Below are 13,630 nucleotides of genomic sequence, written 5' to 3'. Positions count from 1 at the left end.
TCGATTATCTCGCTTCTAGGGATTTGACTTTTTTTCTTTGGTTGGAAGGAAGGATCTTTAAGATCTTTCTGTACTTTGCCACAGTTCTTCTGGCGATCTCGATCCCCTTGCTTTCTATTTTCTCTACAATGTCTTGGTCTGAGAGAGGATTTTCGGGATCTTCTTCTTTGACTAGATTGCGGATGATATCATGGATCGTTTTGGAGGATTCCATTCCTCCTTCGGAAGTCTTGGATTTTAATCCGGAGGAGAAGAACCATTTGAGTTCCAAGATCCCCCAGGACGTTTGCACATACTTATTGGAAGTGATCCTGGAAACGGTGGACTCATGCAGATCCAGTCTCTCTGCGATGTCCTTTAGGGTAAGAGGCTTTAAGAAGCGGACTCCTTTTTTAAAGAACTCGGTTTGCAGTTCTATGATCGCGGAGACGACTCTGTATAAGGTCTGTCTTCTTTGATTTACGGAACGGATCAGCCATTCTGCGGAATTCAGTTTGGAAGAGATATATTCCTTGTCCGAATCCTTGGCTCCTGCTCCCTTCTTTAGCATTCCCTTATATTCTTTATTGATCTTGAGTTTGGGAAGCCATTCGTCGTTCAGAAGGATGCTGAACTCCCCCTCTATCTCTCGAATGATCACGTCTGGAACAATATAATCCGGTTTTTGAGGAGTGTATAAGGTAGCGGGAAAAGGTTCTAACTTCTTGATCTCTGCCGCCATGGACTCTATCGTCTCTATGGGAAGTCCCATCTTCTTAGAGATTCCTCTATAATCCAGTTTTTCCAGGTCTTTTAGATAATTGGAAATAAGATCGTGAAGATTCGTATCTTCCGGTTTTAGGATCTTCGCTTGGATATATAATGTTTCTTGGATGCTTCCTGCGCCTATTCCGATCGGATCTAGTTGATGGATCTGTTCTAGTACCTTTCGAACGGTTTTTTGAGGAACTCCTATCTCCGCCGCAAGTTCCGCCTGGGTCTGGGAAATGAATCCTCTATCGTCCAGCATAGAGATCAGGATCTCAGCGATCTCCATTTCTTTTCCTTTTAAAGAAGAGATCCGCAATTGCCAAAGCAAATGTTCCGATAGCGACTGGGTATTTGGAGAGGATTCTATGTATTTCTGATTTCTGTCGGAGGCGTCCGTATTTCTATATTGAGGCTTGTCTAGGCTAAAGGACTCTTGCCAGCCCGGATCGGAGTTCTTTAGGAAATCGTTCTTTTCCTTTCGTTTCAGATCGTCCACGGAATAGAGTTCCGGGCTCTTACTTCTTTCGGAAGAGATCTCCTCTTCTAACATAGGATTCTCGACTAGTTCTGCACTGATCCGATCTGCGAGTTCCAGAGTAGACAGAGGCAAAAGCTCTATCGACTGACGCAGGTCCTGCGTCATGACAAGCTTCTGAGTCTGCTTCTGTACAAGCTGATGGTTCAGGTTCACAGTTTGAAGTCCTCTCCTAAATACATTCGCTTCGCTTCTTTATCGTTCACGAGTTCCTTGGGAGTACCCGCGATCAGGATCCTTCCGCTATGCATGATATAAGCACGGTCGGTGATCTTCAGAGTTTCACGAACATTATGGTCCGTAATTAGAATGCCTAGTCCCTTCTTCTTTAAACTATTTATAACAGTTTGAATGTCTTTTACAGCTATAGGGTCGACCCCTGCAAACGGCTCGTCAAGAAGGATAAAGTCCGGATTTGTGACAAGGGCTCTGGCGATTTCGCATCTTCTTCTTTCGCCACCGGAGAGAGTAAAACCTTTTTGGTTTGCTACGCGCATAATTTGAAGCTCTAACAACAGTTCGTCTCTTCTTCGAACGATCTCCGAGCGGGGAATTTTCAGAGTCTCTAAGATGGCTTCTAAATTTTCAGCCACGGTTAGTTTACGAAAAATAGATGCTTCCTGAGCGAGGTATCCTACTCCTAATCTTGCACGAGTGTGCATGGGAGCCTCTGTCACATCTTGGTCGTCTATGAATACATGTCCAGAGTCCGGTTGCACAAATCCAACGGACATATAGAAGGAAGTTGTCTTTCCTGCTCCGTTCGGGCCGAGAAGACCGACTACTTCTCCCTTATGGACATCGAAGCTGACTCCGTCGACTACCTTGCGCTTATTGTATATTTTTACTAGATTTTGGCATCGGATCGTTTGTCCCATCTTGCGCTTTAATTTCCTAAATGGACCCCTTCCGTCAGAATTGATCTTCCTTCTCTAGGATAAAAGACGATTTTTCCTGCGCGGAGGATCTTGCCCGATCGATCTATGCGAGGATTCCCCTCTAAAAGGATAGACTCCTCGTTCTCGTGATAGGTTGCGTATTCGCCCATTGCGTCCGTGGATTTTGCTTTGATCCGGATATCTCCGCGAATTACTGTCTCCTTCTTATCTAAGAAGCGTTCGAATTCTTGTGCGGTGATCGTGCTCGTAACTTTATCCGAATTCTTTTCCAAGAATTCCATCTTTCCTTCTTCGGTGAGATGCATATATTCTTCTTTTCTAAAGTAATCGAACACATGTCCGGTGAGTAGCAGATTATTCTCCCGATCATGCACCCTGATGTTCTTTCTGGCCTTGATGATGCTCGAATCGCTTCCAATGGATTCAAGAGTATTCGAAGTGATCTTCAGGTCGTTTCGAAGAACCGTTGCATTTCCAGTGATTAGAACACTTCTTTCGTTATTCTCATTCGGACTACTAACTATTTTATCCCCTTTCAGGATGGTGATCACAGTCTGCTTGGATTCTTTTCCTTCCGAGTCTTTCTTGCTTTCGATTGCGGATTGGAAGAGAACAGTCTTTTCATCTAGGATGATCTTACTCTCGTTGGTATAGAATGCAAGTTTCTGTCCGGTCAAATAACGGTTTTTGGAAATAAGGATTGGATTCGGATCTGTGGTGATGAGCTGTTCCGATTCTTTAAAGACTGCTTCTGCACAGAATATGGTGATCTCCGGATGGGATACGATCACTCCTCCGTGCAGCCTTGTAGTCTTGGTAGCGAGCTCTCTGTCTATGGTAGTTGCGGAGATGATCGTGTTCTTTCCAGTCTTATCTCGGAAATACAGCCTGGGTCTTTCTCTAATATGAACGATCTCTTCGTACTTGTCGTATTCTCCGATGCCGGCCTTGAGAACGGTCCCGTTTTCATGATCCTCAATATTGACCCCATTCTTTAGAAAAGCCTTATATGCTTCCTTGCCGTAGACTTCGATCCGATTGGCGGCTAATTTCACCTTTTTATGTTGGATCCAGGCTCCACCCTCTAAACTGAAGATGGTTACTTTTAGTCCTTGCACTTCTCGATCTTCTTGGGTAAGAGCATTCCCTCCCCAATATGTGGGGAAGCTTTCATTTCGTTTCGGATCAGATTCTCCCACTCCCTGGAATGTCTTAGGTTCCAGATCTTCCGATGAGAAAAGCAAAGGAGGACGGGTATGCGACTGGGCCCGAGAGTGCAAAATAAAGAATAAAGCAAATAAGAAGAAGGATAAGGACTTGGATTTCATCTCTTTATTTATCTGTGGAAGAAAGAGGATTGGCTCCTCCTTGAGTGATCGCAGTAGGTCGGATAATGGTAAACTTATTTAGATCCTTGTCCGCCTTCAGACCCACTCCTCGAATATATGTGCCGCTAGCGTTGATTACCACTTCTTCGTTGGATGTGAGTTCTTTGGTTTCGTCGTTATAGTGTAAGGATTTTGCTTTTAGTGTCCGATTCTCGTCCGTTCTTAAAAAGATATTCCCTTGCAGTTCCATGGACTTTTCGGATTGGTTGATGACTCCCTTGTCTCCAGTGATCTTGGACTTGAATTTTCCGTTCTCATACTGATCGAAATCCACTCCATAGAGAATGTACATCTTTTTGTCCGAGAATAGATAAGCCTCTTCTGCTTTCAATTTCCATAATAAGGTTCCGTTCTCGTCATACTGGTCTTTCTGGAAATTCTTGAAGGAAACGGTGGAACCCTGTTCTCTTTCTCCTTCTACCCGGCTGTATTTTGCATCCGGTTTTCCACCTACGGAGAAGTAGATGAGTATGATCAGTACAACAAGCCCTAGAGCGGCAGGAGGACCGTACTTTTGGACGGTCTCCTTGTCTAGTTCTTGTAGAAATTTTTTCGGGGAAAACAAGTTTCTAGTTATTGCGGTTTAGGATTTCCTGCTTCACGTACCGATCTAAACCGATCAATTCCTTCAATAAAGATTTCACTTCGGATAACGGATACTGAGTGGTAGCGTCTGATAGAGCCTTAGCAGGATCCGGATGCACTTCCATAAAGATACCCTCTATTCCCAGGGCGACTGCGCTTCGTACCATACTCGGAATAAATTCTCTTTGTCCGCCGGTAATATTTCCAGCAGCGCCGGGAAGTTGAGCGGAATGAGTCGCATCGAAGATCACAGGAATATCATAACTATGTAATATAGGTACCGTTCTTCCATCAAATACTAGGTTTCCATATCCGAAGCTGCTACCTCTTTCGGTCACAATGTATTTCTCGGAGCCGGATTCCTGTATCTTGCTCTTGATATGTCTGCAATCTTGAGGAGCTAAGAATTGTCCCTTCTTAACATTCACCCACTTGCCTGTTTTGGCCGACTCTGAGATCAGATCCGTTTGTCTGGATAAGAAGGCAGGGATCTGATAGATATCCAGAACGTCCTGCAAGGGAGTAATTTGAGATGTTTCATGAATATCGGTGAGAACAGGGACATTGAACTTCTTCTTAATGAATTCTAGGTTCTTGATCCCTTCTGTGAGTCCAGGACCTCTGTAAGAATGAACGGAAGAGCGATTCGCCTTATCGAAACTACTTTTGAATACATAAGGGATCTTTAATTCGGAACAGATCTCTTGCATCTCCGCACAAACTTTCTCTAGAAGATCTCTGTTTTCCATCACACAGGGACCTGCGATCAGGAAGAAAGGATTGCTTCCTCCGATCTTAGTTCCGTTTAAAAAGTCCCTTTCTTGGGCGGTTTTATCGCTCATTATGCCTTCCTTGAAAATTTGACGGCCGCACGGATGAATCCGGCGAATAGAGGATGCGGTTTTGTAGGTTTCCCTGTAAACTCCGGATGGAATTGCACTCCTATGAACCAAGGATGTTCCGGAATTTCCACGATTTCAATCAGGTTTTCATCCGGAGAAATACCTGAGAATACGAGTCCTTTCTCTTCGAATCTTGCCTTGTATCTGTTCGTGAACTCGAATCTATGTCTATGTCTCTCGTAGATCAACTCTTGTTTGTATTCGGCAAATGCTAATGTGTTCTTCTTGATCTTGCAAGGATAAGAACCCAAGCGCATAGTCCCACCCATCTGATCGATCTCCATCTGCTCTTCAATAAGAGAAATGACTGGGTCCGGAGAATCCGGACGGAACTCAGTGGAGTTGGCTTCCTTCAGCCCTACTACATTCCTTGCATATTCGATCACTGCACATTGCATTCCTAAACAGATCCCGAAGAATGGGACTCCCTTAGTTCTTGCATACTGGATGGCCGCGATCTTTCCTTCGATCCCTCTGTCTCCGAATCCGCCTGGGACCAGGATCCCGTCTGCGAATTTTAAAACATCTTTCACATTCGTCTTATCCAGTTTTTCAGGATCTACTTTGATGAATTCCACATTGGCTTCGTTTGCGATCCCTCCATGAGAAAGGCTTTCGTAAACGGAACGATACGCGTCATGTAGAGAGATATACTTTCCTACGACCGCAACCTTTACGGTATGTTTCGCAGACTCCAGGCTCTTGATGATCTTTTCCCATTCAGTGAAATTGGATTTTCCAAGTTCCATTCCGAGAGTTTTCAGGACCACCTGATCCAACTTCTCTTCCTTGTACATCTTAGGGATTTCATAAATAGAAGTACTGATATCGGAAGCGGAGATCACATTTTCTTCCTTCACGTTACAGAAGGAGGAGATCTTACTCTTCATCTCCTTAGGCATGGGTTGGTTTACGCGACAGATCAATATATCCGGCTGGATCCCAAGAGCTAAGAGTTCTTTTACGGAGTGCTGGGTAGGTTTTGTCTTAGCTTCTCCTGCAACCGTAATGGTAGGAACTAGGGTAACGTGAATGAATAGGACATGAGTCGAGCCATGCTCGTATCTCATCTGACGGATCGCTTCTAAGAAAGGAATGGATTCAATGTCACCTACGGTTCCACCGATCTCAACGATCACGAAGTCTGTGGCATTTTCTCTAGCAAGAGTATAGATCCTGTTTCGGATCTCATTGGTGATATGGGGAACCACTTGTACGGTCCTTCCCAAATAATCTCCCTTTCTTTCTCTTTGGATAACCGTATTATAAATTTGTCCTGTCGATACGGAGTTCTTACGGGTGAATTTGGACTTGGTGAATCTCTCGTAATAGCCTAGATCCAGGTCCGTTTCCGCACCATCCTCGGTCACATACACCTCACCATGTTGGTAAGGGCTCATGGTTCCCGGATCAATATTGATATAAGGGTCCATTTTTTGGAGGGAAACCGTATATCCCCTGCTTTCCAGAAGACATCCCAACGCCGCCGCAGAAACGCCCTTACCCAAGGAGGAACAAACTCCCCCGGTCACGAAAATAAATTTAGTCTTGGACAAACCGCTCTCCTACCTGCTGAACAGAGTTTTCTTCAGTCTCTGAAAATCCAACTCGGAATTTCGCTATGTCGCAATGGAATTCTGCGGTTTTGGGAGGGTTTTACTTGTTTTCTCGGATCCTGCGGATGAGCTCTGTGCTGGAGAATCCCTCTACAAAAGGAAGGATTTGGACCTCTCCTCCTAGGCTACGGACTAGGGGGGTCTCGGGCAAGGCTTCTATATTATAATCTCCGCCCTTACTGTGGATATGAGGAGCCACCTGTGAGATAAGAGAAAGAGGGGTATCTTCCGTAAACACAGTGATAAAATCCACAAAACTCAGGCAGGAAAGAAGAAGGGCCCGGTCCTCTTCCGGATTTACCGGTCGTTCCGGACCTTTGAGTCTCTTCACAGAGCTATCCGAATTCAATCCCACCCAAAGACAATCCCCTAGATCCCTTGCCTGCGCAAGATAGGTAAGATGACCCTTGTGCACCAGGTCGAATACTCCGTTCGTGAAAACGATCTTCTTCTCTTTGCGGATCTTCTCGGAGACCTGTTTGGCTTCCGAGAAGGGAATGATCTTTTCCAAACATTGGGAGAAGGAATTCACAGGCGAAAGCTTCCTCTTTTTTCCAAAGCTTCTAAGAGTTCTTCCGGAGAAACGGTTTCCGCTCCCAGTTTTCCGACTACTACTCCAGCGGCAGCATTCGAAACGATTGAGGACTCTAATTCGTTTAATCCCGCGGCAAGAAAAGCTGTGTACACGGAGATCACAGTATCTCCAGCACCGGTAACATCGAATACTTCCTTGGCCACTGTGGGAATATGAAAGATCTTTTTTTCAGAAGAAAGATACAGGCTCATTCCCTTCTCCCCTCTAGTGATCATCATAGAAGGAGAATGCAATTTCTCCGCGATCTCTCTTGCGGCATTTTCGACTTGCTCGTCGGATTCTAATTTGATCCCGAGTGCCTTCCCTGCTTCATGATGGTTCGGGGTCATGACCGTGGCTTGATCATATTGGAAGAAATGAGAGACCTGAGGATCTACGGTTACGATCTTCTTATGTTTTACGGCAATATCAATGATCTCTCGGATCAGATTGGGAGTCAGAGTTCCTTTATCGTAATCCGATAGAACGACTGCATCCGATTCTTGTATCCTTTCTGCAAAGACTCGAATGAGTTCCTTCTCTTCTTCTTTTGAGAGAGGATGAGTTTCCTCTCGATCGATCCTACAGACTTGTTGATGGCCTGCGATCACTCTCGTCTTTAAGATGGTGGGGACTCTTTCGGAGCGAATGATCTTGTTCTTGTCTACTTGCGTGTTTTCTGCGAGAAGTAGATCTTCTAGTACATTTGCAGTCTGGTCATTCCCCGCTCTTCCCAGAACGAAAGAGCGAACACCTAGACGAGAGAAATTTTTTACTACGTTTCCCGCTCCCCCCAGGGTGGTTTTTTCATTTCGGACCCAGACGACAGGAACAGGAGCTTCCGGAGAGATCCGATTCACTTCTCCGATCAAGTACTCGTCTAGGATCAGATCGCCGATCACGATGATCTTTGTTTTTCCCAAGCGGGAGGCGGCGTCTAAATATCTGTTTTTATCTAAATAATACAATTTTAAACCGCTAGAACTATTTTATTTGCGTTTTCACTTCAACAGGTTAGGATAAATCCTAGGTGTCAAGAACTACAATTCCGATCTTTCCTCTGCCCGAAGTGATACTATTTCCCGGGACCTTTCTTCCTCTACATATATTCGAGCCTCGCTATAGAATGATGTTGGATTATTGTTCCGAGTCGGGAGAAGAGATGGCCATAGCTCCGATCAAAATGGAGCATTTCAATCCGAAAGATCCACATCCGGAGATAGAGACTATATTCGGTTGGGGAACTATTGTCCGAAAGGATCCGCTTCCGGACGGAAGATCGAATATTCTTCTGGAGGGAAAGGGGATCGCAAAACTAGAAAGTTACGAGACCATGGATCCGTTTCGGATCGGGATCGTCGAAAAGATAGAACCGAATTCCGATTATATAGAAGATCAATTATTCGTAGAGACTTTCGATCGGATCTTGTATCTTACGAAACGTATCCTTCTGTCGGAAGGAGCCAAGGAAGATCTGATCCTAAGAATGAACGATCTTTGGAACCATCCGTTTCCCGTGGACTTTATCTCTTCTATCTTAAATTTCAATTTTCAGAAAAAGCAGGAAATTCTTGCCCATCCGGATCAGATCGCTAAAGCGCAGTTGCTTGCAAATATTGTTGAAGAAATGAATTTGGGAGAATGATCTAAGTAAATTCGAGAGAATGAAAAGTCAGGTCCGAACGTTTTTATCATTCAGAATGGATACGAAATCCCTGGAGCATTCATTCTATTTAAAGCTTTTAAGTTTTGGCTCAGTCAATGACCTTCTTAAAAACTCTTCTGGAAAGAACGAATCGATCGATCCACCACTTCATTGCGATCTTATCTATGACCACACCGCGAGAAGAAGAAGCATGTGCGAATTCTTCCTTGGATAGAACCATTCCCACGTGAGTCACCTTGGACTGGTTGGGGGAAGCGGAGAAGAAGATGAGATCCCCTGCTCTCATTTCCTCGTGAGTCACTCCAGTTCCCATTTTAGTTTGCGCACTAGAAGCGCGAGATACCATTTTTTCAGGAACTCCAATCCTGCCGTCGGTTAAAACCCTGTACGTAAAACCGGAGCAGTCCGTTCCGGTCTTGGCAGCGTTTGCCCATTTGTAAGGAGTGCCCACCCATTCCCCTGCTACTTTTCTAAGGGAAGAAGCGGAGAGAGTTTCCCAGCCTTCTTTTGTCGGCTTGTCGTAATCGGAAGATTCTCCGGGCTCGGGAAGATTTGGAACGAGAGGTGCATCCGGCAAAGGTTCGAATTTAGGCCTTTCTCCTATGACGATTCCGCCTACCTCATCCAGAGAAGAGTCGATCGCACGAGCGTTCCCTAGATTCTTAGGCTCGCTTGCCTTCTCTCCTGCATGCAATTTCTTTAAATTAGAAAGAAGTATATAAGATCCACCTTCCAATTTGGAATCTAACGAATTCTTAAAACCTGCTTCTAATTTATCGAAAGGAACAGTTCTTCCTTTTGCAGGAAGAGAAGACAATACCTTAGTTGCCAATCTATTCTGAGGAAAATCCACGAGCTTCCCTGCAATGAGAGCTCTCCCTCCTGCCAGGATAGAGAGTCCGTCCCAATTCTTTTCTAGGGCAGCTTCTACGAACCGATTTCGGACCTCTTCTCGGATGAAAGCCTTTTTGGTTTCCTTGAAGTAGAGTCCTATATAACTGAAATCCTCTTTGGAGAGATCTCTCTTGGACATGACCGGGATTGCGTCTTCTGCCTCTTCAAAGGTAAGTCCTTGCCGAACCGCGTAGTCCAGGTTTACGATCAGATCAGCGGTTTTTTCCGGAGTGACTCCTTCTAAGATTGCCCAAGGGATCACATTCTTAGTGATCTTCAGTACATCTTTCTCGTTTGCCCTTCTTCCTAATCTTTGGAAGACAGAATTCTTGATAAGAAGTGTCTGGGACTGGTTCCAATCGCTTTTTAGCAGCTCCTCAAATGGATCCGCCTGCAAAGAAACCTGTGCAAATAGGAAAAGAAGAAGGAGCCAGATCCTCATTTGATCCCGTGCATCCAAGTCTCTAGTTTCTTTCTAAATAAGAATAGTCCGAAGGAAGCTGCACTCGGCAATAAGAAGAAGATCAAAAAGAATCCGGAAAGAGATTCTCTTCCACCCATCATTCCGGCAAGTTCTCCGGCGAGAATATGCGCAAAGAATGTCGCTAAGAACCAGATCCCCATCATCATGGATGCGATCTTATTTGGGGCTAATTTTGTGACTAAAGAGAGGCCTACCGGCGAAACGAATAATTCCCCGATCGTATGCAACAAGATGGCGAGAATGATCCAGATAGAGGAAAATTTCTCCGTATTATGGGAAGTGGCAAAACTCAGGATTAAATATCCGGTGCCCAAGATCCCGAGGCCAAAACAGAATTTTGTAATGGTAGAAACATGTCTTCCTGCCTCTTCGAATTTTTTCCAGATCCAAGAAACGACTAGTGCCAAGCTCATTACGAAAATGGGATTTAGGGATTGGTAATTTGCCGCCGGGATCTCCCAACCCATTATATTTCGATCCACATATCTGTCTATGATCAGGTTGAGTGAAGATCCCATCTGCTCGAAAGACGCCCAGAAAGTAATGGTCACCGCCGAGAAGACTAGGATCGCATAGATCCTTTCTCGGTTCTTTGTCTTGTCTTCTTCCGAATCGTTCGATGCGGTCTTTTCGATCTCGGTTGGGGAGAACGCTTCTGCGTTTACCCTTCTTCCGAATGTCCCAAAGATGATGAGACCTATGAGCATTCCTAAGGCCGCTACTCCGAACCCATAATGCCAGCCCTTGTATTCGGCGAGATTTGCGCAGGCCCAGGTTCCGAGTACTGCTCCTGTATTGATCCCGAAATAGAAGATGGTGAAGCCGGAGTCTTTTAGATCCGGTTTGCCTTCCAATTCATAGATCCTCCCTACTACCGTGGAGATACAGGGTTTGAAGAAACCGTTTCCTAGGATCAGAAGCCCAAGCCCCAGATAGAAAGTAGAAACCTGATCCAATGCTAAGGAAAGATGACCGAACATCATGAGGGTCGCGCCTATAAAAATGGAACGACGATACCCCAAGAAACGATCTGCGAGAAATCCTCCTAGGATCGGAGTTAAATACACGAATCCGTTATAGACTCCGTAGATCCGATTCGCTTCCTGGTCTTGCATGAGCCAAGACTTGGTAAGGAATAATACGAGCAAGGCTCTCATTCCATAGAAAGAAAACCTTTCCCACATTTCTACGAAGAATAGGACGAATAGACCTTTCGGATGTTTTATTGACCCTTGGCTCTGGACTTCCATTGAGGCTCCGCAATTTTAGATTCGAAATTGGCAAATCTTGCCGCTACAAACAAATAATCGGATAGTCTGTTCAAGAAGCGAAGATCTTCCGGGAAGACCTCGTTTCCTTCGTCCTTATAGCGCACCAAATCTCTTTCTAATCTTCTGGCCAGGGTCCTGGAAACATGCAAGAAGGAAGATCCAGCCGAGCCTCCTGGCAGAATGAAACTCTTTAAAGGAACCAAGGATTCCTCCCAAAGATCTATTTCTTTTTCTAAGGAGAGTATATCTTCCTCTAAAATGCAGGAAGTATTGTCCTTTTTCTTATATCCTGCTAGTTCGGATCCCAATTCAAATAACAAATTTTGAATATTCTCCAAACCGTGGCGGAGTGCGGAGTCTTCCTTTAGAAAGGATAGCGCTACTCCTAAAGAAGAGTTCAATTCATCTGCGGTCCCATACAACTCAACTCGTTTGTCGGACTTAGAGACCCGGGATCCGGATGCGAGAGAAGTGGTCCCGGAATCCCCTTTTTTGGTATAGATTTTCATATAAGGGCCTTTGTTTAGGGGACAGAATCAGAAAAAGGACAGAAATTTCCCCCAGAAAAGCGGGTTTGTTAGAAAAAAAGTTGCGAACGAGGAAGCCGGGTAGTAGGATGAGGGCGGTTTTCCCTGTATTTGGAATATCGCCATTCAGGGCTTTAGTCTTTAGGGAAAATCGTAAAAAAAATCTCCCCACAAAAAAAAGGGAGTGAAATTCGCAGTGGAAACCGGGGTGCCCGGGAGGCTTCTCACCTCCTAAAACCCCGAAATATGGTCCGGACGGATCCGGGCTCTAGCTACAGGGAGGTTGTTGATGATCATCAATCACAACATCAGCGCTCTTCGTACAAATAATGTACTGAAGACTGTCAATCACGAGCTGGACAAGACTACCGAAAAGCTTTCTACCGGAATGAGGATCAATCGTGCCGGTGACGATGCATTGGGTTTCTCAGTCTCCGAGAGAATGCGTACCCAAATTCGAGGAATTGCCCAGGCAGAAAGAAACGTAATGGACGGAGTGTCCTTTATCCAGGTGACCGAAGGGAACCTGGAACAGGTGAATAATATTCTCCAAAGACTAAGGGAACTCTCCATCCAAACTTCCAACGGAATTTATTCCGACGACGATCGCAAACTAGTGCAATTGGAAGTGGATCAGCTCATCGAGGAAGTGGACCGTTTGGGTAAGACCGCCGAGTTCAATAAAATCCGTCCTTTGAGTGGCTCCTATTCTAAGGATTCTAAGAATCCGATCCAATTGCATGTGGGACCAAACCAGAATGAGAAGCTGGAGATTTTCGTGGACGCGATGAATGCGGGAGCTCTTCAATTGGAGAGTAACGGCAAGAAGCAAACACTCTCCACCCCAGCCTCTTCGAATGCGATGATCGGGATCCTGGACAATGCGATCCAAAAGGTGAATAAACAGAGATCCGATCTAGGAGCTTATTACAACCGTTTGGAGATCACTGCCGAAGGACTGCAGGCCAATTATATCAATATGGTTTCTGCAGAAAGCCGGGTAAGGGACGCTGATATGGCGGAACATATCGTGGACTTTACAAAGAATCAGATCCTGACCAAGAGCGGTGTCGCAATGCTTGCCCAGGCAAACATGAGACCGGAACAGGTGGTGAAACTTTTGAGCGAAAGATTCGGTTGATCTTTCTTTACAAGTTTTGGTCTGAAATAAAAAAACCCGTCGTAAGACGGGTTTTTTTATTTCAAGGGCGAAAGAACGCTCTTAGTACTTATCAGCTTGCGCTTTGTAAACAGCGGCTTCTTTCTCGCAATGTTCTGCGAGTTTTTCGTACTTCTTCTTGTCGGCAGCATCCGTATTCGCTTTCGCACCATGGGAAGTGTTCGCTAAGGATTTGTATTTGTCCGCCAATTCCTTGTGGTCCTTGGCTTTTTTCAGGAAATACTCCTTAGCGATCTTTTTCAGATCCGGAGTAGTTGCCTCGTTGATCAGTAGCTGGTCCAGCTCGGTGAATGCGGAAAGACTCCCTACATACAAGAATGAAATTAGAAGAAATAGAATTAGTTTTTTCATACCTCTCT

Annotated in this window: 14 protein-coding genes; 2 read left to right on the top strand and 12 right to left on the bottom strand. The window is 45.0% G+C overall.

The window, feature by feature from the left end:
• Positions 1 to 4 precede the first annotated feature (4 nt).
• The 8 genes from rpoN to rfaE1 all read right to left on the bottom strand — a co-directional run bounded on the left by rpoN (position 5) and on the right by rfaE1 (position 8,217).
• On the bottom strand, positions 5 to 1,441 hold the full coding sequence (gene rpoN, locus EHO57_RS03800) for an RNA polymerase factor sigma-54 (RefSeq protein ID WP_135643063.1): 1,437 nt from the start codon (positions 1,439 to 1,441) through the stop codon (positions 5 to 7).
• The gene (gene lptB / locus EHO57_RS03795; RefSeq protein WP_135643061.1) at positions 1,438 to 2,163 is read right to left on the bottom strand and encodes an LPS export ABC transporter ATP-binding protein; all 726 of its coding nucleotides are present in this window, start codon (positions 2,161 to 2,163) and stop codon (positions 1,438 to 1,440) included. The genes rpoN and lptB overlap by 4 nt, the downstream gene beginning before the upstream one ends.
• Before the next feature lie 8 nt (positions 2,164 to 2,171).
• The gene (locus EHO57_RS03790; protein WP_135643059.1) at positions 2,172 to 3,512 is read right to left on the bottom strand and encodes an LptA/OstA family protein; all 1,341 of its coding nucleotides are present in this window, start codon (positions 3,510 to 3,512) and stop codon (positions 2,172 to 2,174) included.
• A gap of 4 nt (positions 3,513 to 3,516) precedes the next feature.
• Positions 3,517 to 4,137 (bottom strand): LPS export ABC transporter periplasmic protein LptC, encoded by a 621-nt coding sequence (lptC, locus tag EHO57_RS03785; RefSeq protein ID WP_135643057.1) that lies wholly within the window; start codon positions 4,135 to 4,137, stop codon positions 3,517 to 3,519.
• 4 nt (positions 4,138 to 4,141) lie between these two features.
• Positions 4,142 to 4,999, bottom strand: a complete 858-nt coding sequence (gene kdsA / locus EHO57_RS03780) for a 3-deoxy-8-phosphooctulonate synthase (protein ID WP_135643055.1) — start codon at positions 4,997 to 4,999, stop codon at positions 4,142 to 4,144.
• On the bottom strand, positions 4,999 to 6,615 hold the full coding sequence (locus EHO57_RS03775; protein WP_135643053.1) for a CTP synthase: 1,617 nt from the start codon (positions 6,613 to 6,615) through the stop codon (positions 4,999 to 5,001). Before EHO57_RS03775 ends, kdsA begins: the two co-directional genes overlap by 1 nt.
• 100 nt (positions 6,616 to 6,715) lie before the next feature.
• A complete protein-coding gene (gene rfaE2 / locus EHO57_RS03770; protein ID WP_425460765.1) occupies positions 6,716 to 7,207 on the bottom strand; it encodes a D-glycero-beta-D-manno-heptose 1-phosphate adenylyltransferase in 492 nt (163 codons plus the stop codon).
• The gene (rfaE1, locus tag EHO57_RS03765; protein WP_135643051.1) at positions 7,204 to 8,217 is read right to left on the bottom strand and encodes a D-glycero-beta-D-manno-heptose-7-phosphate kinase; all 1,014 of its coding nucleotides are present in this window, start codon (positions 8,215 to 8,217) and stop codon (positions 7,204 to 7,206) included. The genes rfaE2 and rfaE1 overlap by 4 nt, the downstream gene beginning before the upstream one ends.
• Before the next feature lie 62 nt (positions 8,218 to 8,279).
• Between rfaE1 and EHO57_RS03760 the strand changes: the two genes are divergently transcribed.
• Positions 8,280 to 8,894, top strand: a complete 615-nt coding sequence (locus EHO57_RS03760; RefSeq protein ID WP_135643048.1) for an LON peptidase substrate-binding domain-containing protein — start codon at positions 8,280 to 8,282, stop codon at positions 8,892 to 8,894.
• A gap of 109 nt (positions 8,895 to 9,003) precedes the next feature.
• Here the strand turns inward: EHO57_RS03760 and EHO57_RS03755 are convergent, their stop codons facing one another.
• From EHO57_RS03755 to EHO57_RS03745, 3 genes are read right to left on the bottom strand one after another with little or no spacing between them, the layout of a single operon-like run.
• A complete protein-coding gene (locus tag EHO57_RS03755) occupies positions 9,004 to 10,251 on the bottom strand; it encodes a C40 family peptidase (protein ID WP_135643046.1) in 1,248 nt (415 codons plus the stop codon).
• A complete protein-coding gene (locus EHO57_RS03750) occupies positions 10,248 to 11,543 on the bottom strand; it encodes a peptide MFS transporter (protein WP_135643044.1) in 1,296 nt (431 codons plus the stop codon). The genes EHO57_RS03755 and EHO57_RS03750 overlap by 4 nt, the downstream gene beginning before the upstream one ends.
• Complete coding sequence (locus EHO57_RS03745) at positions 11,516 to 12,073, bottom strand: cob(I)yrinic acid a,c-diamide adenosyltransferase (protein ID WP_135643042.1); 558 nt, start codon at positions 12,071 to 12,073, stop codon at positions 11,516 to 11,518. Before EHO57_RS03745 ends, EHO57_RS03750 begins: the two co-directional genes overlap by 28 nt.
• Before the next feature lie 307 nt (positions 12,074 to 12,380).
• Between EHO57_RS03745 and EHO57_RS03740 the strand changes: the two genes are divergently transcribed.
• On the top strand, positions 12,381 to 13,232 hold the full coding sequence (locus tag EHO57_RS03740) for a flagellin N-terminal helical domain-containing protein (protein ID WP_135589227.1): 852 nt from the start codon (positions 12,381 to 12,383) through the stop codon (positions 13,230 to 13,232).
• A gap of 81 nt (positions 13,233 to 13,313) precedes the next feature.
• On the opposite strand, the gene EHO57_RS03735 is transcribed toward EHO57_RS03740, so the two are convergent.
• On the bottom strand, positions 13,314 to 13,622 hold the full coding sequence (locus tag EHO57_RS03735) for an LIC_10421 family protein (RefSeq protein WP_135643040.1): 309 nt from the start codon (positions 13,620 to 13,622) through the stop codon (positions 13,314 to 13,316).
• Positions 13,623 to 13,630: the final 8 nt, after the last annotated feature.

The organism is Leptospira langatensis (assembly GCF_004770615.1).
GTDB lineage: Bacteria > Spirochaetota > Leptospiria > Leptospirales > Leptospiraceae > Leptospira_B > Leptospira_B langatensis.
The sequence above is the reverse complement of the archived record's forward strand: the minus strand, read 5'-3'. Positions and strand labels throughout refer to the sequence as shown.

Coding starts and splice junctions, on each gene's coding strand:
- EHO57_RS03740 (WP_135589227.1), top strand. CDS start 12,381: ATGATCATCAATCACAACATCAGCGCTCTTCGTACAAATAATGTACTG.
- kdsA (WP_135643055.1), bottom strand. CDS start 4,999: ATGAGCGATAAAACCGCCCAAGAAAGGGACTTTTTAAACGGAACTAAG.
- lptB (WP_135643061.1), bottom strand. CDS start 2,163: ATGGGACAAACGATCCGATGCCAAAATCTAGTAAAAATATACAATAAG.
- EHO57_RS03755 (WP_135643046.1), bottom strand. CDS start 10,251: ATGAGGATCTGGCTCCTTCTTCTTTTCCTATTTGCACAGGTTTCTTTG.
- EHO57_RS03790 (WP_135643059.1), bottom strand. CDS start 3,512: ATGAAATCCAAGTCCTTATCCTTCTTCTTATTTGCTTTATTCTTTATT.
- EHO57_RS03750 (WP_135643044.1), bottom strand. CDS start 11,543: ATGGAAGTCCAGAGCCAAGGGTCAATAAAACATCCGAAAGGTCTATTC.
- EHO57_RS03735 (WP_135643040.1), bottom strand. CDS start 13,622: ATGAAAAAACTAATTCTATTTCTTCTAATTTCATTCTTGTATGTAGGG.
- EHO57_RS03745 (WP_135643042.1), bottom strand. CDS start 12,073: ATGAAAATCTATACCAAAAAAGGGGATTCCGGGACCACTTCTCTCGCA.